The sequence below is a fragment of the Natrinema zhouii genome (assembly GCF_013456555.2).
In the GTDB taxonomy this organism is placed as follows: domain Archaea; phylum Halobacteriota; class Halobacteria; order Halobacteriales; family Natrialbaceae; genus Natrinema; species Natrinema zhouii.
Genome location: NZ_CP059154.1, coordinates 2,384,323 through 2,407,474, shown reverse-complemented (window position 1 = coordinate 2,407,474; position 23,152 = coordinate 2,384,323). Strand labels below are relative to the sequence as shown.

Genomic DNA, 23,152 nt, shown 5'->3' with positions numbered 1-23,152 from the left:
AGTCGCGTCTCACGGATGCCACTGATAGCACTCGAGACGGAAAATAACGGGAGAAGCCGAAATCTCGAAAGTGGCAAGTAGCCTACAGGTAGTCGATCGCTGGCGGCAGCTCGAGCTTCATACCCTTGCGCTCTCGGATCTCCATGATCTTCTCGCGCTGGAGGGAGTTAGACATGACCTCGAAGCCGGCGTTCTCGGTGTTCCAGGAGGCGCGGCCCTCGGTCGCGGAGCGGATGTCGCTCGCGAAGCCGATCATCTCGCCGACGGGCGCGATGCCCTCGACGACCATGAGGTCTCCTTCCTGATACATGTCGTCGACGCGGCCACGGCGGCCCTGAATCTCGCCGGACGCAGCGCCCATGTGGTCGTTGGGCACGTCGATACGGACGTCCTGCATCGGCTCGAGCATCTTGATCTTGCCGTCGATCAGCGCCTTGTGGACGGCGTTCCGGGTCGCGGGAATGACCTGTGCCGGACCGCGGTGGATGGTGTCCTCGTGGAGTCGCGCGTCGTGCAGGCGGACGAGCGTCCCCTGAACCGGCTCGTTCGCGAGCGGGCCGTTGTCGAGGGCTTCCTCGAGTCCCTCGATGAACAGCTCCATCGTCTCGTTGAGGTGCTGGATACCCTTCGTCTGGTCCAGCAGGATGTTCGAGCCGTGGATGTGCTCGACTTCCTGCGAGTCGTCCTTGTCCATGCCGGCGTCCTGGAGCGCCTCGCGGCGTTCCTGCTCGGGCATGTCCATCGACGCCTCGCCTTTCCTGATCGCGTCGACGACATCCTCCGGCAGCGGCTCGACGGAGATGTAGAAGCGGTTGTGGCGGTTGGGCGAGATGCCTTCGACCTGGTCGCTCGCGCGCTGGATCGCTTCCCGGTAGACGACGATCGGTTCCCCGGTGTTGACCGGGATTCCCTGGTTCTTCTCGATACGCTGGGTGATGACCTCGAGGTGGAGTTCACCCTGCCCGGAGATCAGGTGTTCGCCGGTGTCCTCGTTGATCGTAATCTGGATCGTGGGGTCCTCCTTGGACACCTGTCGAAGGGTCTCGATGAGCTTCGGCAGGTCGTCCATCGTCTGGGCCTCCACGCTCTTGGTGATGACCGGCTCGGAGATGTGTTCGATCGTCTCGAACGGCGTCATCTCGACGCTGGAAACAGTCGAACCGGCGATCGCGTCTTTGAGGCCGGTGACGGCGGCGATATTCCCGGCCGGAACGTGATCGACTTCCTCGCGTTCGCCGCCCATGTAGATCCCGACGGACTGGACGCGGTTCTTGCCCGCGGTCCCGGAGACGTACAGTTCCTGGCCCTTCTCGAGGGAGCCCGAGAAGACACGACCGGAGGCGACTTCGCCGGCGTGGGGGTCCATCGCGATGTCGGTGACCATGAAGACGACGTCGCCATCCTCGTCGACGAGGCGCATCGACTCCGCGAGTTCGGACTCCTCGTCACCGCGCCAGATGCGCGGGACACGACGTGGCTGGGCATCGACCGGGTTCGGGAAGTGCTCACAGACCATGTCGAGCACGACGTCCGACAGCGGCGTCCGCTCGTGGAGTTCCTGGCGCTCGTCGTTGCGCTCGAGGTCCATGATTTCGCCGAAGTCCATCCCGGTGCGCTGCATCGAGGGCATGGAGACACCCCACTTGTACAGCGCGGAACCGAAGCCGACGGTGCCGTCTTCGACGGAGACGGTCCAGTCGTCGATGTCGTCTCGCTCCTCGGTCATCCCGCGGATGAGCTCGTTGACGTCGTGGATGACCGACAGGAGTCGGTTCTGCATCTCTTCGGGCCCTTCCTGCAGTTCGGAGATCAGGCGGTCGACCTTATTGATGAACAGGGTCGGCTTGACACCCTCACGGAGCGCCTGTCGGAGCACCGTCTCGGTCTGGGGCATGGCCCCTTCGACGGCGTCGACGACGACGAGCGCACCGTCGACGGCGCGCATCGCTCGGGTGACGTCGCCACCGAAGTCGACGTGGCCCGGCGTGTCGATGAGGTTGATGAGGTGGTTCGTTCCCTCGTACTCGTGGGTCATCGAAACGTTTGCCGCGTCGATGGTGATCCCACGTTCCTGCTCGTCTTCCTCCGTGTCCATCGCGAGCTGTTCACCGGCAGTCTCATCGGAGATCATGCCGGCACCCGCGAGGAGATTGTCAGAAAGGGTTGTTTTTCCGTGATCAACGTGAGCGGCGATGGCGATGTTCCGGATGTTCTCCGGTTCGTCCATCAGCCGTTCACACTCTTGGACGATCTTCTTGCGTCGGCCCATATATACCCCATTACCGCCAGCGGGGTCAAAAGGGTAGTGTTTCGCATCCGGCGCGTCCGTTCGCCGGATATGAACCTCGTTACGAGTGAAATGAAGGTGCAGTGTTTCGCCGCTCCCGGTCACGTGCTCTGACAGTGAACGGGTTGATCGGTCCACTATCACGACCCGATTCACCCGCATGCAATCGCACACAAGAGTCAAATCCCGTCGGCTCTTGCTAGTATCACACATGAATATCCGCGTTCAGGGTCCGGGCCCGACCTCTCCATTCCTCAGCGCCCAGGACCTCTTCGAAACCGAACACGACCTCTCGTTGCCGGTCTACGTCCAACTCCGCGACGATCCGGACGAACGAACCTGGGCCGCCCACTACGACGATCGCCACGTACTCAACATCTCGAGGCAGGCCGCCTCGTCGGCGATGGCCCGCGAGCTCGCCCTCCATGAGTTCGCACACATGGCCCGCAACGAGCAACGTCACCCCTCCCACACCCAGTCGACCGAAGAAGTGCTCTATCTCGCACTGGCCGGCAAGAGCGTCGAACGGCGCAAACTTTCCCACTGTTACCAGATCGCAAACCACATGAAAGACATCTACGCCGACGACATCACGCTCTCGGTCGGCCCCGGCGAGAAACTGCTCTCCTTTCTCGAGTCGAGCCTCGCCGCGGCAGTCGCCGACCGGCCCGAAACGCCGCCACGTCCCGGCCTCGAGCGACTCTCTGCGAGCGCCGATCCGGACATTACGGCAGTGAACGCTGCCTTCGCCCTGGCGCTCGCGGAACGGCACGATCTCGTCGACAGGGACCACCGCCTCTACGACCTCGCGCACGCGGCCGCGATGGATGCACCGGCGGTCGACTTCGAGGAGTTCAAACGGCGGTTCCGGGAGCTCGCGCGGGAGCCCGATACGAGTTCCTATCGGCAGGTGCTCGTCGACGCGACCCGATCATACGTCGGCGGCGAGGGACACGCGGCGGACTGAGGCGCCAACTATCAATCCGCGATATCGACCAGTCTGGTCGTCCAACGTGAGCGAATTTTGCTGTGGCGATCCATCGGGTCCCTGTTGAGATAGTCTACCCGAACATTTATTGTTCGATAGAGTAAAGTCGTGGAACATACTAGTGATGATTTCGGGAACGGACTGTACGGAGACGAACGGGGACGAGTTCTCCGACGAGTTATCGCGATTAAAACGCCAGGGAACGAGCGTTCTCGTCGTCGGCTCCGTCCAACCCGATCAGCGTCAGGACACCTGCCAGCGGCTGCTGGGTTGTGGGGCCGACCGTCTTCGGCGACGCATCCTCGTCTCGACAACCGGCGAATCACACCCCGTCTCTCACTTCGTCGATGATACCAGTTCGGAACGGCTCTCGGTCATTACGTACGACACGCAGGCCCGCAGTGCTGCGGCGACCGCACCGGCGGCCTCACCATCGATCGACCCGTCGACGACCGACGTCGACACCCTCGCCGACCTCGGCATCGCCATCTCGAGTGCAGTCGAGTCCTTCGAGGCCGATGCTGACGTGCTTGAGCCAGCCGAGGTCAGGGTCGGAATCGATTCGCTGCTCCCGCTGCTCGAGGAGTACGGCAAACAGCGAGTGTTCAAGTTCCTGCATTTGATCAACGGGCGAACGCGGTCCGTCAACGGGATGGCGCACTATCACCTACCGGTCGAACGAGACGCACAGATTGTTCCGATCTTGTCACCGCTGTTCGACGTGATCATTGAACTTCGAGAGCAAAACGGTGAGTGTCAGGAGCGGTGGGTTATCGACGACGGGGCCTATAGTTCCGGTTGGCTGACGATCGATCCGGAATAACGGGCCGTCGCTCGGTTCTGTCTCGAGAACCACCACACGTAAGCCGTCCGGGCAACCCATCCGTCTCAATGAAACCGAAATTCGAGCCGACAGAAGCGGGGGTCGAGATCATCGATCCGATCGAACGCCACCGATATCAGTTGACGACGAACGGTCCGGTTTCGCTCGAGTCAGCGTCTACTAATCAAATTGGATTTCCTATTGATGCAGCGGTAGCAGTTACAACTGGTTCGATTACGCTGCCAACGACTGACCATGTTCTCATTCGTGATTCGGACAAAACCATGGTCGCAAAGGTCCCTCCAAGCGAGCAGGCGGACCTTTCGCACGGAGAATATACGCTAGATATATCAGGTCCTATGAAGGTCTATGCCAAGGTAGATAGCCCGGTCTACATTTACTCGGATAGTGAGAAAACATATATTAGCCTCGCCGATTCGACACAAGTAATCCTCAGTGCTCGATCGTTCCATGAGCGACCGGCAGGGACGATTACAACGACAACCGACCCGGTAGACGTTATGGCAGCAATATCCGCCTTTGGTTCAGCATTAAAAACGACAACCCCAGAACGGACCTATCCGACACTTCGCGGGCACCCACCCCGTCTCGAAATTGGTGACGAATTGTATATCCCCGACAAATTCGATCAAAAAGAAACAGGAATCCGCATAGAAATTCCTGCAACGCTACGAAACACATTCGTAGTTGCACCACTGGCGTATTATCTTGGTGCAGATGTGGTTCCAGGTACAAGTCCTGAACTAATTACTGAATCAAACTATAGATATTCATTTGATTGCGAAGACGGCTTTGATACAGCGGTGAAACGAATACTGAGACAAGTATTCTTTCTCGACTGCGTCGTCCGCACGGAGGGCACAACTCCCTTTCCACTGCACGAACGCAAGATGGTCGAATCGGTCCTCGAATTTGAACCCGAGGTTGCGTACGATCAACCACTTGTTCAACGAGTGGAGACGTTTCTTGAGATACCATATTCAACTTTGCAACCGTATCTCCCAGACTGGCAACTCGAGACGCGATTTGAACCGACTGCAGAGTACATCGAATTCCTTCCGTTCGTCACCAATGATCTCGCTGTTGTCAAAGTTCAAGACGAACCCGATGATCCGTCAGTACCAGATCCAACAGCCAAAAAAGCGATCAACGAATTCACTCGGGATAGTAGTGATTTCGTTCGTAGTGCAAGTTCCCATAACATTCGTGGAAACAAGACTATATCTACGTCTAACAATCCACCACAATTGCCATCAATCCAACAATCGTGGACTGGAATTGATGGCACCGAAATAACTAGTACAGCCCCATTGGTAGCATACGAAAGCAGTATCGGACGGACACCGAAGGACGGCCCTATTGAGATTGAGGTCATATGTAATGACCCCGATATGAGGGCGGAGCTTGAGAGCGTCAATGGAACATACGGAACCCGCAAAGAGCTACCGTTTGAAACAACTATTCACTACGAACTCACTACATCTGCTCTTGCAGAGGTACTGGCGAGGGACAGTGATTTCCTGCATTATATCGGCCATATTGATACTGAAGGATTCCAATGTTCAGATGGGAAACTAAATGCCGCGACGGTTGACACGGTCGGTACGAAGGCATTTCTATTAAATGCATGTCAATCTCACGAACAGGGATTGCACCTCATTAAAGCCGGAAGTATCGGTGGAATAGTGACGCTTGGTAACGTTATTAATAGCGGCGCAGTGAGTATAGGAAGTCTCATTGCTCAGTTATTGAACCTTGGATTTCCGCTCTACGGTGCACTGGATATTGCCCGACAAGAAAGTGTCGTTGGGCAACAGTATCGCATGGTTGGTGATGCACGAACGACTATAGCACAGTCAGAAACACGAATACCAAATGCATGCCTCGTAAACAAGAGAAAGAGTGGAATTAGTGTCGATATAGTACCATACATTTCGGCAGATATGAGAAGGGGAGGTGTATTTTCCCCATATCTGGATCCCGTCGAATTATATAATGTAGTCCCAAATAGTATAACAGATATTTCCGTGACAAATACACAACTAGAAAAATTTTATAAGGAAGGAAAATTTCCAGTGCTACTTAACGGAAAGGTCCGATGGAGTAATGAACTGCTTTCTACCAACGTCTAATTTTCAGGGACCCATAAAGACTGAACTGTTTGCTGCGACGTTTCCAGCCTGTCCCAGTAATAACAGAATCGTGAACAGGGCGCCGATCATTCGCGGGTGGTTCTTCAAGTACTGTGTAATGTCCGTCATGGTACACTCGAAGTATAGTACCAGCTCGTAATGAATTTATTTTAATATCTCTATCAGAGGATAGATAATACCAATATTATAGACTACTGGTTGAAACTGTATTGAAAGAATTAATATTATCTCGAATACGAATTGTTCCTCACTAACACTGATTTCAGTACAGCCTCGAGTCGCTATACCACTACTCGAGCACTGATCAACACACTATTCTAGCAGAAGAGACCGGCGGGAAAGCGGTCCGAACCGGCTCGAGATGCCACTACTCCGAATGAGAAACCGACCGAAAATCGAATCGCCGAATCGCGTTAGCGTGCGGCCGCTGCGACGCGCTCTTTCTCTTCTTTCTGACTGACCGCGTAGGTCTGGACGTCGTAGTTGGCCGCGCCGATAAGCTGGTTGGCGATGGCCTCCTCGACGTCCGTCGCCGTCTTGAACGAGGAGTTGTAGACGCCGTCTGCGAGGAACTTCAGGGCCTGGTCGACCCGACGCTGCGGGGCGACGTCGACGGCCTTCGGGACCGAAATCCCGCCGTACTTCAGGCGGACGGTCTCCTCTCGCGGAGCCGCGTTCTCGACTGCCGTCACGAGCACCTGAATGGGATTCTCCTCGGTTTGCTCGTGAATGAGTTCGAACGCGTCACGGACGTGGTTGAGCGACTGCTGTTTCTTGCCCGTGTTCTCTTCGGTCTGCATCAAGCGGTTGATGAAACGCTCGACGATCGAGATCTGGGACTTCTTGAACTGCTTGCCGGCGTGACGACCCGCGGTGTGAGCGACAGGCGTCACCGTGATGTAGCGCTCGGTCGAGGGATCGGCGTACTCGAGTTCGCCGAGCTCCCACGTGCCGAACAGCTTCGCCGAAACGTCCGCACCACCGGCCGGCGCGTCCGGGTCGGGTTGATCTTCTGCAGCCATGATTATCGCACCGGTTTTTCCGCGTTCCCGCGAACGAGTTCCTTCAGTGCGACGCCGTTGACCTTGTCGACCTTGTAGTTGACACCGGAGAGGTCGCCCATCGCACGACCCTTCGCCCCACCGATGCCGGCGATGGTGACTTCGTCGTGTTCGTCGATGAACGAGATGGCACCGTCACCGGGACAGAACGCGGTGACCTGCTTGCCGTTCTTGATCAGCTGCACTCGGACGCACTTCCGGATCGCCGAGTTGGGCTGTTTGGCCTCGATGCCGACCTTTTCGAGTACGATACCGCGAGCTTGGGGTGCACCCTCGAGCGGGTCGGACTTCTCGCGAAGTCCACGGGCGCGGCGCGCGTAGTCAGAGTCGGACCACCGCTGATTCTGGCGGTCCTTCTTGAGCTTCCGCGCGGCATATTTGCCGTTTGCCATGGGCACCGCTATCCGACGAAGGCACTTAAGAGACCCGTTTCGACTCGGCGTGACGGCTCGAGATCGCTTTAGATGTGTCGCTCGCCGACTCTGCGGGCGTTTCGCCGGCCTCGAATTACGCCCGGAGCGCGGGTTAGCGACGTTCGGCAGGCGAGAGGTTCCCGAACGGAAGATCGACCGATGAGACCGATCGATTCGGAGGACTATAGTAGCCACTGAAAGTCAGTGCACACCTGATCGCACGACAGCGTTGCGATCAGTGTGTGAATCGTTTCAGTGGCTACTATAGCGTCTCGAGTGTTCCGTATCGGCCGAAAATTGCAGCGAAGCGTGAATCAGATGAGCTGGACGTCGTCGATGTCGAAGTGGCGATCCGCGAGCGTCCGAGCGGCGGTGATCGTTCGGCCGTTGGTCCCGATCGCGACGCCGTGGTCGTCTTCGGCGACCTCGACGTAGGCGACGGTATCGTCGTTCTCGCTGATGGTGACGTTGTAGACGGCCGCTGGTGCGAGCACGTTCGCGACGAACGCCTCGGAATCGTCCGCGTCTTCGACGAGACGTACCTGTGCATCGACGCGGTCCTCGAATCGCTGGACCGTCCGACCGCCGGGGCCGATCGCCTCGCCCATCCCGCCGCGTTCGACGACGATCAAAACCCTGTCACCCTCCTCGGTGACGAGACAGTCTCGGCCGTCGACGCCCGTCACGTCCTCGAACGCGGCGAGATACTGCCGGGCGTCGTCGTCGAGGGTAACACCCATCGATCAGTCGGCTTGACTGTTGCCGGACGTGGTCGAACCCATCCGGAGATCGACGTCGCCGGTGCCGAGCTTGATCGGCTTGCCGACGATGACGTTCTCCGTGACGCCGTCGAGATCGTCGACCTCGCCGTGGATCGCAGCGTTGAGCAGGTGGTTAACCGTCACCTCGAACGCCGCGCGGGCGAGGACGGACTCCTTCGACCCCGAGATGCCGTGGCGGCCGATCGACTCGACCTCGCCGCGGTTGCTCATCATGTCTGCGACGAGCATCAGGTGCCGGACGTTCACGTCGTCCAGGCCCTGTTCGGCGAGCGTGTTGTTCGTCTCCTCGATGATCGCTTCGCGGGCCGCCTCGATGCCGAGATTACGATTGATCTCGTGGATGTTGTTACACGTCGACCGCGAGGCATCGACGCCCTCGATATCGAGGGCGTCGCCGAACGCCGATCCCTCGGTGTAGAGGACGAACTCCTCGCCCTCCTCGAGTTCCTCGCGCCGGATGACGACGCGGGAGACCTCTTCGATTCCCTTGAACGTGATCTCGCGCAGCTCTTCGACGAGCTGGAGGAGATCGCGGTAGGACGGTTCTTCGGGGCCGAACTCGATGTTGGTGCCCTGCTGATTCGTACTCACGTCTAGGGAGTCCTCGATGATTTCGGCGACTTCCTCGGCCGTGATCAGCCGCTCGTCGAGCGTGTCCTTGTTGAGCGAGATCTGAACGCGCATGTCCGCGACGTTCGTCGAGACGTCACCCAGTGCGAGGATCCCGGTCGCCTCGATGTTCCAGACGACCTCGTGGGCCTTCTCGCGCTCGGTCGCGTACTCGTCCTCGAGGTAGATGGTCATCATCGGCGTGTCCGGGGTCTTCCGGGCGTCGACCAGTTCGATCAGCCGGGGCAGCCCCTGGGTGACGTCGATCTCCGCGACACCCGCGTAGTGGAACGTGTTCATCGTCAGCTGCGTCCCGGGTTCGCCGATCGACTGGGCCGAGACCGTCCCGACGGGGTCGAGCGGGTCGACGCGGGTGTCGAGATACCGGGTCTCGACGGCCTTTGCGAGTTCGTCGGCCTCCTCGACCGTCGCACCCTCGCGTGCCTCGAGCGTCTCGTAGACCTCGTCTTTGAGCCGGCGGGGCAGGTTGGTGTCCTCGACGACCGCGATCGTGTCGTCGTCGACGTCGTACGCGACTTCAGTCATCGGAGGGCACCTCCGTTCCCTCGGTGAGACGATCGTCGGCGTGTTCGGAGAGGTTCGTCGGCCGCGGTCTCGAGCCGAGGAACTCCTGTTTGTCCGCTTCGGACTCGAACTCGGAGTCGAGTACTTGGCTGGCGATGTTCTCGACGTCGATGTTGTTCTCGTCGCCGGAGGAGACCTTGACCGGAGAGGTCCCGTCCTCGCCGAACTCGAACTGGACGATCGTGTCCGAGGTGTCCCGGACCGTGCCGTCGTACTGCGTCTCGAGTTCGGAGAGGGCGTTGATCAGCCGACGCTGCAGGTAACCGGACTTGGAGGTCCGGACTGCGGTGTCGACCAGGCCCTCGCGGCCACCCATCGCGTGGAAGAAGAACTCCCGCGGCGTGAGGCCGCTGGTGTAGGAGTTCTCGACGAAGCCGTGCGCCTCCGCCGAGAGGTCGTTGGGCTCGTAGTGAGAGAGCGTTCGGTCCTCGTAGCCGCGGTTGATCCGCTCGCCTCGAACCGCCTGTTGGCCGACCGCACCGGCCATCTGGGTCAGGTTGAGCATCGATCCACGCGCACCGGAGTTGGCCATGACGACGGCGGGGTTGTCGTCCTGGAAGTGCTCGTCGGCGATGTTACCAGCATTGTCACGCGCACGCGAGAGCGTCTGCATGATCTTCATCTCGAGGGTCTCGTCGATCGTTCGACCCGGCAGACTCTCGAGTTCGTTCCGATCGTAGGCCTCGATCAGCTCTTCGACGCGGTCGTTGGCGTCGTCGATCGTTTCGTCGATCCGAGACTGGGCCTCCCCGGGGATGGTCTCGTCGTCGATCCCGATCGAGAACCCGAAGTGCATGATCGCTCGCATCGCCAGCGTCGAGACCTCGTTGATGAAGATCCGGGAACGGGTGTTGCCGTAGACCTTCGTGATCGTGTCGACGATCTCGCCGCCGAACTCGCCGACCTCGTCCTCGGCGATGGTGCCCTGGAGCAACTGGCCGTCTTCGATGACGACCTCGTCGCCGACGGTCCCCGTGAACTCGAGGTTCAGATCGTCGGGCAGGAGTTCGGAGAAGACATCGTAGCCGGTCCAGAACGGCGTGCCTTCGTCGTCGATCCCGCTCGGTTCCGGCAGTTCGTCGATCCGGGTCGCACGGAGCAGGTCCAGCGCCTGCGTCTCGTTGAATCGGGGGTTGTCGTGGGTGAGGAGGTACATCCCGGAGATGTGGTCCTGAATGGCCCCGATGATGTTCTCGCCGAAGCGAGGGGAGAGGATCTGTTCCTGGACGCGCATGAGGACGCGGGCCTCCGCGCGAGCCTCCTCGTTTTGCAGCGCGTGCATGTTCATCTCGTCGCCGTCGAAGTCGGCGTTGTACGGCGGACAGACGACGGTGTTCAGCCGGAACGTCTTGTACGGCATGACCACGACCTCGTGGGCCATGATCGACATCCGGTGGAGCGACGGCTGGCGGTTGAAGATGACGATGTCGCCGTCGATGAGGTGGCGGTTGACCTCCCAGCCGGCCTCGACCTTCTCGGCGAGCTGTTCGCAGTTCTTCTCGGTCACCTTCAGCCGGCGGCCGTCCGGTCGGCGGACGTAGTTCGCGCCGGGGTGGCCCTCGGGGCCGTTCGAGACGAACCGGCGGGCGTCCTCGAGGTTGCGCTCGGTGACGTTCATCGTCTGGGTCATCTCCTTGGCGACGCGGTCCGGAACGCCGACCTCGTTCAGCGAGAGGGTTGGGTCCGGCGAGATGACGGTCCGGGCGGAGAAGTTCACGCGCTTCCCGGACAGCGAGCCACGGAAGCGACCTTCCTTGCCCTTGAGTCGCTGGGAGAGCGTCTTGAGCGGCCGACCGGAGCGGTGTCGCGCCGGCGGCGTCCCCGAGATCTCGTTGTCCATGAACGTCGTGACGTGGTACTGCAGCAGTTCCCAGAGGTCCTCGATGATCAGCTGCGGCGCGCCGGCCTCGCGGTTCTCCATGAACCGCTGGTTGATCCGGATGATGTCGACCAGCTTGTGCGTGAGGTCGTCCTCGGAGCGCTGGCCGTTGTCCAGCGTGATCGACGGTCGTGCGGTGACCGGCGGGACGGGGAGGACGGTGAGGATCATCCACTCGGGACGGGAGCGCTCGGGGTTGATCCCCAGCACCTCGATGTCCTCGTCCGGGATGTTCTCGAACCAGTCCCGGATGTCGCTGGGCATCAGCTTGTTCGTGTCCTCTTCGGTCAGGTCGATATCCAGCGCCTTCTCGATGGCCTTGCGCTGGTTCTCTCGCGGGCGGAACGAGCCTGAGAGGATTTCGTTGACTCGAGTGAGTTCGATCTCGGTTTTCTCGGCGAGTTCGTCCGGCGTCGTCCGGTCGATCCCTTCCTCTTCGTCGCCCTGCATCGCACCGGCGATACGCTGGGAGTACTCGCTGGTGAGAACCTGCTGGACCTCGTAGTAGGTCGTCGGTTTCTCGTGGTCGATATCGTACTGGATCTCGCCACAGAACGGACAGCGGTCCTTCTTGCGAGCCTGCCGGATCGCGGCCTTCGTCACGTCGTTGAGATCCCGACTTAGCTTCCGGGACTCGTCGAGTTGGCCGTGGAACTCGTCGCGTTCGTCCTCGGTGAGGAGGAGTTTCGAACACTCCCGGCAGGTCCCCCGCAGGAGCCGTCGAATGAGTTTCGTAAAGCCGACGTGGATCACGGGCGCGGCCAGTTCGATGTGGCCGAAGTGGCCGTTACAGGAGCCGGAGTGCTTGCCGCAGGTCTTGCACTCGAGGCCGGGGTCGATCACGCCGAGTCGCGGGTCCATCAACCCCATGTCGATGGGGAACCCGTCGTCGTCGTACGTGTCGGCAGTGATGATCTTCGTCGCGCTCATCTCTCGATACTCCTCGGGCCGCATGAGCCCGAAGGAGAGCGAACCGATGTCTTTGGGTGTCGTGTCTTGCATGGGTTAGACGGCGTCCTCCAGTTCGAGTCGCGGTGCGATACCCAGCGCCTTCATCTCGTCCAAGAGAAGCTTGAACGCGTAGCTCATCTCGATCTCGTGGATATCGGTCTCCTCGTCGCAGTTCGGACAGTAGACACGCCGTTGTTCGACGTTTTCGACCGCGCTCATCCCGCAGTTCGCACAGACGTGGATGAACTCGCGGTCGGACTCGTCGAGGAGTCGTTCCTTCAGCGTCATGGCCGCGCCGTGGCCGATGAACACGTCGCGTTCCATCTCTCCGATACGCAGCCCACCTTCGCGGGCGCGCCCCTCCGTCGGCTGGCGGGTCAGCACCTGCACCGGCCCGCGAGAGCGGGCGTGCAGCTTGTTCGAGACCATGTGGTAGAGCTTCTGATAGAAGATGACCCCCACGAAAATCTCGGCGTCGATTTTCTCGCCGGAGATCCCGGAGTACATGGTCTCCTTGCCGGCCGAATCGAAGCCGGCTTCCTCGAGCCCCTCGCGGAGCGCGTCCTTCTCCTCGCCGAGGAAGGGCGTCCCGTCGACGCGCCGGCCTTCCATCGCACCGAGCTTGCCGCCGATCATCTCGAGGATGTGGCCGACGGTCATCCGCGACGGCAGCGCGTGCGGATTGAGCACGAGGTCGGGGACGACGCCCTCCTCGGTGAAGGGCATGTCCTCCTGGGGTGCGAGGTGGCCGACGACCCCCTTCTGGCCGTGGCGGCTGGCGAACTTGTCCCCGAGTTCGGGGATCCGTTCGTCGCGCACGGACACCTTCGAGAGCTTCGAGCCGTCCTCACCTTCCATGAGGGTGACGGTGTCAACGATCCCGGATTCGCCCGAGCGCATGGTAACGGAGGTCTCGCGGCGCTTCTGGGGCGAGAGGCCACCCATGTCGTCAGGTTCCTCGAGGAATCGCGGCGGGCTCGTTTTGCCGAGTAGGACGGAGTTCTCGTCGACCGTCGTCTCGGGGTTGACGAGGCCGTCCTCGTCGAGGTGGGTGTACGCTTCCTCACCGCGAGCACCGCGGACGTCCTGGCTCGGAATTTCGAAGCGGTCTTCCTGCCCACCGGGGTAGCGGCGTTCCTCGCCCTCGTAGGTCCGGAAGAAGTGCGAGCGGGCGAGTGCTCGCTCGACGCTGGCCTTGTTCATGACCAACGCGTCCTCGATGTTGAATCCCTCGTAGCTCATCACGGCGACGACGAAGTTCTGCGCCGCCGGCCGCTCGTCGTAGCCGATCTGCTCGGTCGTCTGGGTCTTCACCATCGACAGCTGCGGATAGTGCAGCAGGTGCTGGCGCGTGTCCGGCCGGATCCGATAATTGGCCGAGGGGAGCCCCAGCGACTGCTTGATCATCCCTGCCCCCATCGTAATGCGGGGCGAGGCGTTGTGCTCGGGGTAGGGGATCATCCCCGCACCGATCGAGAAGATCAGCGACGGGTCGATCTCGAGGTGCGTGTGTTTCTCGGTGAGGTCGTCTTCGTCGACGCCGACGAGGATGTCCTCTTCCTCCTCGGCGTCGATGAACTCGATGTAACCGTGGTCGACGAGGTCCTCGAACTCGAGGTCGCCGTCCTGGAGCGCCTCGATCTCCTGTTCTGAAATGCGCGGTTCGCCGTCCTCGACGACCAGCAGCGGTCGCCGTGCGCGGCCGGCGTCTGCGTTGACGATTACTTCGCGAGTCCGGTCTTTCACCGAGACGTTGACCATCTCGCTGACGTCGCCGATGCGTCGCGCTTCGCGGATCTGTTCTGCCAGTTCGTGCGGGTCGGAGTGCGTCCCCACCAGCGACCCGTTGACGTAGACTTTCGCCTCTCGTTGTTGGCTGCTCATGATTGATTAGTCGTCCCCTGACGCTGTCGTCCGTTCGATACCCTCGAGGCCGGGAATGCCCTCGACCCCCATGGATGCCAGTTCGCGTTTGAGTTCCTGTTCGTCCTCGACGTTCTGTGAGAGCTCCATCGATTGGGCGAAGTTCTTCACCAGCCCACAGTTCGGTCCCTCCGGCGTCTCCGACGGCCCGATGCGACCCCACTGGGTCGCGTGCAGGTCCCGCGCTTCGAAGTGCGGCTGCGAGCGCGAGAGCGGACTGCGAAGTCGACGCAGGTGGGAAAGAACGCCCATGAAGTCGGTCCGGTCGACCAGCTGGCTCACGCCGGAGCGGCCGCCGACCCAGTTGCCCGTCGCGATCGGGTGCTCGAGGCGCTCGGTCAGCACGTCGGATCGAACGACCGTGTTCACCGAGAGCTGCCGATTCCGCATGTTCGCACGCTCGAGCTGGTACTTGACGTCCCGCGCCAGCTTGTTCAGCGCGGTCCGGAACAGGTCCTTCATCAGGTCGCCGCTGACCTTCAGCCGCTTGTTCGCGTAGTGGTCCTTGTCGTCGGACTCGCGCCGTCCGAGCGCGAGTTCGAAACAGGCCTCGGCCATCCGACAGAGGTAGTGAGCCTTGTTGATCCGGACGTCTTCCTCCTCGACGCCCTCCTCGTGGAGGTGGGGCAGGAGGTAGCGATCGATGACGTAGTTGGCCCGCTTGAGCTGGTAGTTCTTCCCCTGGCCGGAGGCGACGCGTTTCCCGAGCTCCTCGATGGCCCCTTCCTCGGTCTGGACCTCCGCTTCCTCGAGGTTCTCGAGCATGTACTTGACGACCTCGGGGTCGTTCGAGACCTTGTGGACGATCTCCTCGTCGCTCTCGAGTCCGAGCGCACGCACGAGGGTGACGAAGTTGATCGAGCCCGACACCGAGGGGAACGACACCTCGAGTAGCCCCTCGCGGTTCCGTTCGCACAACACGAGGGCGCGGTAGCCACGGCGCTGTGAGAAGGTCTTGGCGACCTGGATCTCGTCGCCGTACTTGGTATCGTACTCCGCGAGGATCTTGTTCGGTGCGAGGTCCTCGCTCGTCATCAACACTCGCTCGGAGCCGTTGACGATGAAGTAACCGCCGGGGTCGGCGGGGTCCTCGCCGATCTCGATCAGTTCCTCGTCGGAGAACCCGGCGATGTTACACTTGTCGGAGCCAACCATGATCGGCATCCGGCCGATCTTCGTCTCGGTCGAGTCGACGACCCGCTCGTCGCCCTCCTCGCCCTTGACGATGGACATCTCCATGAACACCGGTGCGGAGTAGGTGATGTTGCGAAGGCGTGCCTCCTGCGGGTACAGCAGTTCCTCCGAACCGTCCGCCTCTCGGACGCGCGGCGTGACGACGCGAACGTCGCCGAGTTCGACGTGGACCGGCTCCTCGCCTTCCTTATCGCCGATATCCGTATCGATCGTCTCCTTCTCGTCGACGACCTGTTGCATGCCGCGGTTGAGGAAGGCGTTGAACGAGCGGTAGTGGTGTTCGGCGATCCGTTCCTTCGCGAAATATTCACGCGAAATCTCTCGTCGGTCGTCGCGGTTCAGTTCAATTGCCATTTATTCCACCACGAGTCGATAGATGATTGCCTGCTCGGTCGTCCGCGAGTCGCGAACGATCTTGATGACGTCACCGATCTCCGCCTCGTCCGGCAGTGCGGGATCGTTGCGCTTGATCTTCGGTAAATCTGTACGGTCGATGTTGTATTCCTCGAGCACCTCCTCGAGCGTGTCGTCCTCGAGGACACTGTGCTCCGGAACCAGTTCGTGTTGGCTTACGTCTACCATGTGTTGGTGTGAGTGTGGGTGTGCGTGTCGGCTATTGGGAGAGAAGCGGCTGTCACGAGATACTACAGGCAGGTAGCGGCGGGAACCATTTAACGGTTACTAACTCGAGGCACAAGCGGGGCTACCCGGCCGGGCGAAGCTGACCGGAACCGTCGATCACACTCGAGAGTATCCGGTTCTCAGTTATATTCCTTGTGGGTCATGTGAGTTTGTGACGTGGAATGGGGAGAGCGCGGCTCGAGGCGGCTATCATGGCGCGATTGACCGTACCACACGGTGTTCGATTGAAAAGCCTTAATACCAGCAGCGGGTAACCATGTGTTGAAGCCCGGGTGGTGTAGTGGCCCATCATACGACCCTGTCACGGTCGTGACGCGGGTTCAAATCCCGCCTCGGGCGCTTTTTCGAGGAACTAACCGACGAGCGAAGCGAGTCGCTATTCTTCAAAAAACGGAACAAGGAATTTGAACTATAGAACGAGTGAACGCAGTGAGCAGAACGACCGTGGTTCAAATCCCGCCTCAGGCACTTTCTCGGATTCAAAGCCGTGAGCGACCGGCTTATTGCGTCGCGAACATTCAAATTTTGCGAAACGAAGAGTACGATGGTAGCGCGATTCGAAGCGAGCGACGTGAGTGTGAACCACGGACTGGACAATCAATGTGTAAATCGTTTCAATGACTACTATAGAAACAGGGAGGAATTCATGCTCAAAACCGGGGTAGTAATTCTGTCACTCTAAGGAGAGAACGAAGTGGGAACAAAACCCTTAATACTGCGACGGGGAAACGAAGAGTTGCGTGCCCGGGTGGTGTAGTGGCCCATCATACGACCCTGTCACGGTCGTGACGCGGGTTCAAATCCCGCCTCGGGCGTCTTCTTTCGCAATAATTCCGACGAGTACTGCATAGTGTGACTCATCACTCATAGGTGAGAGCTGGGAACACAAGCTAGAAAGCCGTGAACGAGAGTGAAACCGCATGCCTGGAAGTCTGGGCACCGATTTAAATCCGGACTTGAGTGCTTCTTCCACAAACAACTCTGACGGCGGGACTCCGGTATCACGTCCAAACAATTACCTCTATTTTGCTTTAGCCATCACTCATCTATAATTGTTCGAATATCATATCGGGGATGTTCGTAAACGTCCTACTGGGTCAAACGAGCGATGAATACGAAGCAAACAGGTGACGAAACCGAAGCACGAATCCTCTCGACACTCATCGCAGAAGGGTACTCCGTCTCGATTCCGTTCGGTGACAACGATAAGTACGATCTCGTATTAGATACTGGAACGCAGTTACTCACAGTACAGTGCAAAACTGGATGGATCGAAGACGACGTTGTTCGATTCAAAACGGCCAGTAAAACGACTGTCGATGGGGACGTAACGATGGATGACTACGACGGAGCGGTCGACGTATTCGCCGTTCGGTGTAAGGAGAGTGATAAACTGTACTGGGTGCCAGTCGAGGATGCCGGGAAGAAAAGCACGTACTTGCGGTTAACCGAGCCGAAGATTGATCATCCCAGCGTCAACCGAGCCGAGGCGTACCGATTCGACGTTCGGCTGCCGTAATTGGCTGTAAGCACTGTTTTGAACAGAACTGTTCTACGAATGCCAGTGGGCAGTGTATAAATCAGGATGCATTCAATTACACCCGATTTTCACGGGTTCTTTCGAATCCACCTCTCCTGCGTAAAGAGTTACCATGCGAGTGCTCTATATCCTAATATATTAGTAGGTTCGTGGCACCTGCTTATGTGATCCGACAACGCAGGCGGTTACCCGTCAGAACAGCGGTATGTCGGTGCTAGTGGACCATGTCACAACCAATCACCGTACTCGTCGTCGACAACGAACCCGGCTTCGCGTCTCTGGCCGGAGAGATGCTCGAGCGCGAGCGCGAGTCGATCGCCGCCGAGGCGGCGACGGATGGCGCGGAGGCGCTCGGCGTCATCGAGCGCCGCGAGGTCGACTGTATCGTCAGCGATTACGAGATGCCGGAGATGACGGGTCTGGAGCTGTTGGAGCGGGTCCGAGCGACGGATCCCGACCTGCCGTTTATCCTCTTTACGGGGAGAGGGTCAGAGGAGATCGCCAGCGAGGCGATTGCGGCGGGCGTGACCCAGTATCTCCAGAAGGAATCCGGCGAGGAACAGTACGCGCTGTTGGCGAACCAGATCACGAACGCGGTCGCCCAGTACCGCACCGAAACGGAACTCCGGGAGAGCGAGCGCCGCTACGAACGGACGCTGACGACGTTACACGAGACGACGCGGGATTTGATGCGAGCAGAGACCAAGGTGGAGATCTACCGGGCGGCGGTCGAGACGGCACGTGAGATCCTGGACGTGGCCGTCGCCGCGGCCTACGCGTTCGAGCCGACGGCGGGGGCCCTCGAGCACGCGGCGTCGACGCGACGCTCGCCCGAACTGGGCGATCCGGCGGAGACGTTCGAACGGGGAGAGGGGCTGGTCTGGGAGGCGTTTTCGGAGGGAGACAGTGCCTACTATGAGGACGTCAGGCGCGAAGACGAGGTCGATGCCGCGGAAGCAGTGAGTCGAAGCGAACTGATCGTGCCGCTGGGGACCCACGGCGTGCTGGTCGCGGGGACGGAGGACGTCGATGGATTCGACGAGACAATGACCGAGCTGTTGCACATTCTGGCGGCCAACACCGAGGCGGCGCTGGACCGGGCCGAACGCGAGCAGCTACTTCGCGATCACGATCGGACGCTCACGCAGCAAAACGAAGAGCTGACACGACTCAATCATACGAACGAGATCGTCCGCGAGATCAATCACGGCGTCGCGCAGGCGTCGACGCGCGCGGAGATCGAGGAGACGGTATGCGATCGACTCGCCGGGACGGACCGGTATCGGTTCGCTTGGATCGCCGCGAGCGACGACGAACCGCCCACTCCGACCGCCTGGGCCGGGATCGACGCGGCGTACATCGACGGCATCCGCGCCGGCAACGACTGCGCACCCGAGATCGAGCTGGTCCGGGAGATCCTCGAGTCGGGACAGGTACGGACGGTGCGCGACGTACTCGAGGCCGACCGGTGGACCATGCGGCGCAAGGAGGCGCTGACTTACGGATTTCAGACGGTGTTAGGCGTCCCGCTCGCCGCGGACGAACGCCGCTACGGCGTCCTGATGGTCCACGTCGCGGGAGCCGACGCGGTCGGCGAGCGCGAGCGCGAGGTGCTCGCCGAACTCGGGGAGACGATCGGCCACGCGATTCAGTCGGTCGAACGGACGCGGGCGATGTTGACCGACAGTCGCCTCGAGCTCGAACTCGCCGTCGGTGACTCGCGGCTATTGCTCAACCGGCTGTCAGCCCACGTCGCGGAGGCGGATCCGGTCACGCTCGAGGGGGTCGTCGACCGCGGCGAGGACGGGATCGTGCTGTTCGTCAGCGCGCCGTCGACGGCGGATCTCACGTCGCTGGAAGCGGCGTGGGCGTCGATCGAGACGCTGTCGGTCGTCTCCGAAGGCGAGGACGAGACGCTGTTCGAGCTGACGGTGGCGACGACGCCGTTTCTCGACGTGCTTCGAACGTACGACGTGCGGATCCGGATGGCGACGGCCGAAGACGGAACGTCCACGCTCGTTCTCGAGGTCCCACAGCGAGTTGAGACGCGGTCGCTGATCGAATCGATCAGGGAGGAGTATCCCGAGACGGAACTGATCGCCAAGCGGGAGACGACGACCACGCAGTCGGCGCGCCAGCTCGATACGCACCTCGCGGAACGGCTCACCGACAAGCAGTTCGAGGCGTTACAAGCGGCCCATTACAGCGGCTTTTTCGAGTGGCCGCGGGACAGCACCGGCGAGGACATCGCGGAGGCGCTCGACATCTCGCCGCCGACGTATCACTACCACCTGCGGGCGGCCGAACGAAAGCTCGTGACCATGGTGTTCGACGGTGGCTCTAATTGATTAGTATGAATTCTCCGACCATACAAACAGTTAGAAGTCATTCTTAACCACCATCGGTTCGTATCGATAGTTGGCGATCTGAGACAAGCTGTCGCCACCCCAATCCCCCCACCCCCCTTTCCGCGAACGTTCATCCGGTAGCGACGCTGTTCTCCGATCCAATACTGACACTAGCCTTATTGGGCCCTGATCGCGAGCTCGTCGCTCACGTGTTCGTTCAGCTGAGATAACATCCCAGAGAGCAACGCGTGTTCGGCTCGATTCGTCTCTGGGGCGATTGATGCGCGGGAATCGATCCAGAAGCGATTGGATCGGCGCACTTCGAAAGGAAGCCATCGAAACCAGCCACAGCACCCGAATGACGCGAATGGAAATTGGCAGTCGCCATCTCTCGGTTGGGCACTAATTGATTAGTGTCCTCCAAATTGAGGTGCTAAACAATTATAGAACATAGTTAACCCTCGCCAGCCCATACCAAGAAATGGCGATCTGAGGCAGACTGTCGCCACCCCATTCCCCCCACCCCTTTCTACGAACCCTCGAGAGACATCCCCGGATACCCGTCAACTGCGATCGGAACACAGTACACCTGGGAAAGCAGCAGTCGGAGAGCGACTCGACCATAGATCGGCCACAAATCGGCCGATGACGCCGTCCGCAGCGAGGCGAGATGGCCGTGCTACGGGGTCAGCGCCGCCGCGATTGCTGGCTCACGGCATCGTCCCACTCGATCCAGTCCTGTTCCCACCCGCGACGGGATTCGGCGCGTCGCTGGGCCCGTTCGCGATCCTCGCGGGTCATTCGGTTTCGTTCAACGGCCCCCGATTGCTCACCCTCGACCAGCAGCGGATCGAACGAGACGGGATCGAACCGATCGACCGTGCCATCGGCCGAGACGGCCTCGAGTCGCTGTCGCTGGGTGCCACGCGGGAAGACGAGCCGTCCCCCGTCGGCCAACTGCTCGAGCAGCGCACGGGGCGGTTCGACCGCGGCTGCCTCGAGCAGAATCCGGTCGAAGGGAGCGTATTCGGGGAAGCCGTTCGCGCCATCGCGGCAGTCGACGAGGACACCGTCGTAGCCCGCGTCAGCGAGGTTCTCCCGCGCTTCGACGACTAGCGGGCGGGAGATATCGACGGCGTGGACGTTCGTCTCGCCCACGATCTCGGCCGCGACGGCGGCGGTGTAACCGACGCCGACGCCGACGATCAGCACCGTCTCGCCGTCCTCGAGGGCGAGCGCCTGAAGCAGTCTGGCGGCCGTGCTCGGGGAGAGGACGCGAGTACCGAGGGCGTCGTGTTCGCGATCGGCGTAGGCCGTCCGTTCGTCGTCGAGAAACGCGTGCCGTGGCACGTCGCGCATCGCGACGGAGACGGTCTCGTCCGAGAGGACGTCCTTGGGCGCGGCCTCGAGGCCGTCGACCATGTCCTCTCGGAGTACCGCGAGGTCCATGCGCCAGCTATCGCACCGGTCGTTATGAATGGCGCGCTTGCTCGTCCGCTTGTCAGCTACCCTCGCATCCGGACGAATCGCACGCCGCCGCGGTCGGTTCGCTCGAGCGAGCCGTCGGGACGTTTCGTCGCGTCGACGAGCGTCTGGCGACCGGTCCCGATCGGCGCGAGCACCTGGCCGCCCGGCCGGACTTGCTCGACGACGGGGTCGGGAACGGTGGCCGTCGCGCAGGTGAAGTAGACGGCGTCGTAGGGCGCGTGATTGGGCCAGCCGTCGCGTCCGTCGCCGACCCTGACCGAGACGTCGTCGTAGCCCAGCTCCGCGAGTCGGTCGCGGGCCCGCTCGGCCAACTCCCCGCTGTACTCGACGGTGTAGACGTTCTCGTCGCCGACCAGTTCGGCCGTCACCGCGGCGTGGTAGCCACAGCCGGTGCCGATTTCGAGGATCGCGTCGCCTGGTTCGGCCTCGAGCAGGTCGGCCATGATCGCCACCATGTGGGGCGCGCTGATCGTCTGGCCGTCGCCGATCGGCAGGGGCCGGTCGGCATAGGCGCTATCCCGACGGTCGGGCGGAACGAACTCGTGACGAGGGACGGCTTCGAGGGCCGCGAGGACGCGGTCGTCGTCCACGCGCGACGCGACGGTCTCGACCATCCGTCGACGTGGAGCCTCGTAGCTATCGGTGTCAGACATGAGTCGGCGTCGAATACGCACTCGAGAACAGTAGGGAGTGGGGTGGCGAGTACCGGGGGTACACCGTGGCGCTGGAGAGTAGACGGCAGGAGATGAGGAGCCGGCGCTGGAGTCAGCAGCGCGACGCGGCCCGCTTACCAGGCCGACCAGGCGCTGCTCTGCTCGTCGTAGGCGTAGACGCGTTTGATGTCCTTCGCGAAGCCCGTATCGCCACCCTCCTCGAAGCGGTCTCGCCGGTAGCCGTCGGCGTCGCCGCGGACGACGAAGGCGTCGATCTCGAACTCGTCGTCGCCGAAGGACTCGACCGCGCCGACCTCGAACTCGTAGTCGCCGGGGACGTGGACCGTGATACTGTGGCTGTCGTCCCTCGAGCCGTCCTGCGGGTGGATCGTGACGTTGACCGCCACGTTGTCGACCTCGCGGGACCAGACGGTCTCGATCTCCTCGACGGGGGCCTCTTCAACTCGTTTCTGCCCGTCGAGTTCGACGCTCGTCACGCGAACGGTCGAGAGCACTTCGTCGGTCTCGAGGATGAACTCGTCGCCGACTTCGATCTGCTCGTCTTCGGGCGTGGTGACGTTCGCCGTGAACGATTCGCCGCCCTGGGAGACGACGACATCGAGGGTGACCTCCGACTCGGTATCGGGCTGGATCTTGTGGACGTGACTACACTCGCTGCATCGAACGGTCAGGGTGCCGCCGCCCTCCGTGAGTACCTCGTGGACCGTCTCGAGGTCCGGCGAGCACGAAGGACAGGGTGTCGGAACCCGATCCGGTGTTTCGCTCATAGCGCACCTAACGGCTACGTACCT

The 23,152-nt window shown here is 60.8% G+C and carries 18 protein-coding genes and 2 tRNA genes; 7 read left to right on the top strand and 13 right to left on the bottom strand.

From position 1 onward, the window contains the following. Positions 1-82: 82 nt before the first annotated feature. On the bottom strand, positions 83-2,269 hold the full coding sequence (locus tag HYG81_RS30570; protein ID WP_180839864.1) for an elongation factor EF-2: 2,187 nt from the start codon (positions 2,267-2,269) through the stop codon (positions 83-85). 229 nt (positions 2,270-2,498) lie between these two features. Here HYG81_RS30570 and HYG81_RS30565 point away from each other — a divergent pair, with 229 nt between their 5' ends. The 3 genes from HYG81_RS30565 (at position 2,499) to HYG81_RS30555 (ending at position 6,251) form a co-directional block, all read left to right on the top strand. After that, a complete protein-coding gene (locus HYG81_RS30565) occupies positions 2,499-3,254 on the top strand; it encodes a DUF5781 family protein (protein WP_180839863.1) in 756 nt (251 codons plus the stop codon). A 145-nt stretch (positions 3,255-3,399) separates the two neighbouring features. After that, positions 3,400-4,098 carry a DUF7504 family protein gene (locus tag HYG81_RS30560; protein ID WP_180839862.1) on the top strand — a complete coding sequence of 233 codons (699 nt, stop codon included), beginning with the start codon at positions 3,400-3,402 and terminating at the stop codon, positions 4,096-4,098. A 68-nt stretch (positions 4,099-4,166) separates the two neighbouring features. After that, positions 4,167-6,251, top strand: coding sequence for a hypothetical protein (locus HYG81_RS30555; protein ID WP_180839861.1), 2,085 nt, complete (start codon positions 4,167-4,169; stop codon positions 6,249-6,251). A gap of 3 nt (positions 6,252-6,254) precedes the next feature. On the opposite strand, the gene HYG81_RS45770 is transcribed toward HYG81_RS30555, so the two are convergent. The 9 genes from HYG81_RS45770 to HYG81_RS30515 form a co-directional block, all read right to left on the bottom strand. After that, on the bottom strand, positions 6,255-6,380 hold the full coding sequence (locus HYG81_RS45770) for a DUF7503 family protein (RefSeq protein WP_425607513.1): 126 nt from the start codon (positions 6,378-6,380) through the stop codon (positions 6,255-6,257). Between the two features lie 305 nt (positions 6,381-6,685). Next, entirely contained in the window at positions 6,686-7,294 is a 609-nt protein-coding gene (locus tag HYG81_RS30550) for a 30S ribosomal protein S7 (protein ID WP_180839860.1), read from the bottom strand. Positions 7,295-7,296: 2 nt separating this feature from the next. Further along, positions 7,297-7,725 (bottom strand): 30S ribosomal protein S12, encoded by a 429-nt coding sequence (locus HYG81_RS30545; protein WP_004267302.1) that lies wholly within the window; start codon positions 7,723-7,725, stop codon positions 7,297-7,299. Between the two features lie 335 nt (positions 7,726-8,060). Then, the gene (locus tag HYG81_RS30540; protein WP_180839859.1) at positions 8,061-8,486 is read right to left on the bottom strand and encodes a NusA-like transcription termination signal-binding factor; all 426 of its coding nucleotides are present in this window, start codon (positions 8,484-8,486) and stop codon (positions 8,061-8,063) included. Between the two features lie 3 nt (positions 8,487-8,489). Continuing rightward, positions 8,490-9,683 (bottom strand): DNA-directed RNA polymerase subunit A'', encoded by a 1,194-nt coding sequence (rpoA2, locus tag HYG81_RS30535; protein ID WP_180839858.1) that lies wholly within the window; start codon positions 9,681-9,683, stop codon positions 8,490-8,492. Further along, positions 9,676-12,603 carry a DNA-directed RNA polymerase subunit A' gene (locus HYG81_RS30530; protein ID WP_180839857.1) on the bottom strand — a complete coding sequence of 976 codons (2,928 nt, stop codon included), beginning with the start codon at positions 12,601-12,603 and terminating at the stop codon, positions 9,676-9,678. Before HYG81_RS30530 ends, rpoA2 begins: the two co-directional genes overlap by 8 nt. A 3-nt stretch (positions 12,604-12,606) precedes the next feature. Then, positions 12,607-14,436, bottom strand: coding sequence for a DNA-directed RNA polymerase subunit B (gene rpoB / locus HYG81_RS30525; protein WP_180839856.1), 1,830 nt, complete (start codon positions 14,434-14,436; stop codon positions 12,607-12,609). A 6-nt stretch (positions 14,437-14,442) separates the two neighbouring features. Next, the gene (locus tag HYG81_RS30520) at positions 14,443-16,023 is read right to left on the bottom strand and encodes a DNA-directed RNA polymerase subunit B'' (protein ID WP_180839855.1); all 1,581 of its coding nucleotides are present in this window, start codon (positions 16,021-16,023) and stop codon (positions 14,443-14,445) included. Next, positions 16,024-16,251, bottom strand: coding sequence for a DNA-directed RNA polymerase subunit H (locus tag HYG81_RS30515; RefSeq protein WP_180839854.1), 228 nt, complete (start codon positions 16,249-16,251; stop codon positions 16,024-16,026). 326 nt (positions 16,252-16,577) lie between these two features. Here HYG81_RS30515 and HYG81_RS30510 point away from each other — a divergent pair. The 4 genes from HYG81_RS30510 to HYG81_RS30495 all read left to right on the top strand — a co-directional run bounded on the left by HYG81_RS30510 (position 16,578) and on the right by HYG81_RS30495 (position 20,199). After that, positions 16,578-16,650, top strand: a tRNA-Asp gene (locus HYG81_RS30510). 403 nt (positions 16,651-17,053) lie between these two features. Further along, positions 17,054-17,126 (top strand) — tRNA-Asp (locus tag HYG81_RS30505). A gap of 293 nt (positions 17,127-17,419) precedes the next feature. Continuing rightward, a complete protein-coding gene (locus HYG81_RS30500) occupies positions 17,420-17,830 on the top strand; it encodes a group I intron-associated PD-(D/E)XK endonuclease (RefSeq protein ID WP_180839853.1) in 411 nt (136 codons plus the stop codon). Positions 17,831-18,075: 245 nt separating this feature from the next. Then, positions 18,076-20,199 carry a bacterio-opsin activator domain-containing protein gene (locus HYG81_RS30495; RefSeq protein WP_180839852.1) on the top strand — a complete coding sequence of 708 codons (2,124 nt, stop codon included), beginning with the start codon at positions 18,076-18,078 and terminating at the stop codon, positions 20,197-20,199. A 687-nt stretch (positions 20,200-20,886) separates the two neighbouring features. On the opposite strand, the gene HYG81_RS30490 is transcribed toward HYG81_RS30495, so the two are convergent. The 3 genes from HYG81_RS30490 to HYG81_RS30480 form a co-directional block, all read right to left on the bottom strand. Beyond that, entirely contained in the window at positions 20,887-21,648 is a 762-nt protein-coding gene (locus HYG81_RS30490; RefSeq protein WP_180839851.1) for a protein-L-isoaspartate O-methyltransferase family protein, read from the bottom strand. A 56-nt stretch (positions 21,649-21,704) separates the two neighbouring features. Continuing rightward, positions 21,705-22,340, bottom strand: coding sequence for a protein-L-isoaspartate(D-aspartate) O-methyltransferase (locus HYG81_RS30485; protein WP_180839850.1), 636 nt, complete (start codon positions 22,338-22,340; stop codon positions 21,705-21,707). A 134-nt stretch (positions 22,341-22,474) separates the two neighbouring features. Next, positions 22,475-23,128, bottom strand: a complete 654-nt coding sequence (locus HYG81_RS30480) for an HVO_0476 family zinc finger protein (protein WP_180839849.1) — start codon at positions 23,126-23,128, stop codon at positions 22,475-22,477. Between the last annotated feature and the right edge of the window lie 24 nt (positions 23,129-23,152).

Excerpts from the sequence above, each read along its gene's own strand:
- HYG81_RS30570 (WP_180839864.1), bottom strand. The coding sequence starts at position 2,269 with ATGGGCCGACGCAAGAAGATCGTCCAAGAGTGTGAACGGCTGATGGAC.
- HYG81_RS30565 (WP_180839863.1), top strand. The coding sequence starts at position 2,499 with ATGAATATCCGCGTTCAGGGTCCGGGCCCGACCTCTCCATTCCTCAGC.
- HYG81_RS30560 (WP_180839862.1), top strand. The coding sequence starts at position 3,400 with ATGATTTCGGGAACGGACTGTACGGAGACGAACGGGGACGAGTTCTCC.
- HYG81_RS30555 (WP_180839861.1), top strand. The coding sequence starts at position 4,167 with ATGAAACCGAAATTCGAGCCGACAGAAGCGGGGGTCGAGATCATCGAT.
- HYG81_RS45770 (WP_425607513.1), bottom strand. The coding sequence starts at position 6,380 with ATGACGGACATTACACAGTACTTGAAGAACCACCCGCGAATGATCGGC.
- HYG81_RS30550 (WP_180839860.1), bottom strand. The coding sequence starts at position 7,294 with ATGGCTGCAGAAGATCAACCCGACCCGGACGCGCCGGCCGGTGGTGCG.
- HYG81_RS30545 (WP_004267302.1), bottom strand. The coding sequence starts at position 7,725 with ATGGCAAACGGCAAATATGCCGCGCGGAAGCTCAAGAAGGACCGCCAG.
- HYG81_RS30540 (WP_180839859.1), bottom strand. The coding sequence starts at position 8,486 with ATGGGTGTTACCCTCGACGACGACGCCCGGCAGTATCTCGCCGCGTTC.
- rpoA2 (WP_180839858.1), bottom strand. The coding sequence starts at position 9,683 with ATGACTGAAGTCGCGTACGACGTCGACGACGACACGATCGCGGTCGTC.
- HYG81_RS30530 (WP_180839857.1), bottom strand. The coding sequence starts at position 12,603 with ATGCAAGACACGACACCCAAAGACATCGGTTCGCTCTCCTTCGGGCTC.
- rpoB (WP_180839856.1), bottom strand. The coding sequence starts at position 14,436 with ATGAGCAGCCAACAACGAGAGGCGAAAGTCTACGTCAACGGGTCGCTG.
- HYG81_RS30520 (WP_180839855.1), bottom strand. The coding sequence starts at position 16,023 with ATGGCAATTGAACTGAACCGCGACGACCGACGAGAGATTTCGCGTGAA.
- HYG81_RS30515 (WP_180839854.1), bottom strand. The coding sequence starts at position 16,251 with ATGGTAGACGTAAGCCAACACGAACTGGTTCCGGAGCACAGTGTCCTC.
- HYG81_RS30500 (WP_180839853.1), top strand. The coding sequence starts at position 17,420 with ATGAATACGAAGCAAACAGGTGACGAAACCGAAGCACGAATCCTCTCG.
- HYG81_RS30495 (WP_180839852.1), top strand. The coding sequence starts at position 18,076 with ATGTCACAACCAATCACCGTACTCGTCGTCGACAACGAACCCGGCTTC.
- HYG81_RS30490 (WP_180839851.1), bottom strand. The coding sequence starts at position 21,648 with ATGGACCTCGCGGTACTCCGAGAGGACATGGTCGACGGCCTCGAGGCC.
- HYG81_RS30485 (WP_180839850.1), bottom strand. The coding sequence starts at position 22,340 with ATGTCTGACACCGATAGCTACGAGGCTCCACGTCGACGGATGGTCGAG.
- HYG81_RS30480 (WP_180839849.1), bottom strand. The coding sequence starts at position 23,128 with ATGAGCGAAACACCGGATCGGGTTCCGACACCCTGTCCTTCGTGCTCG.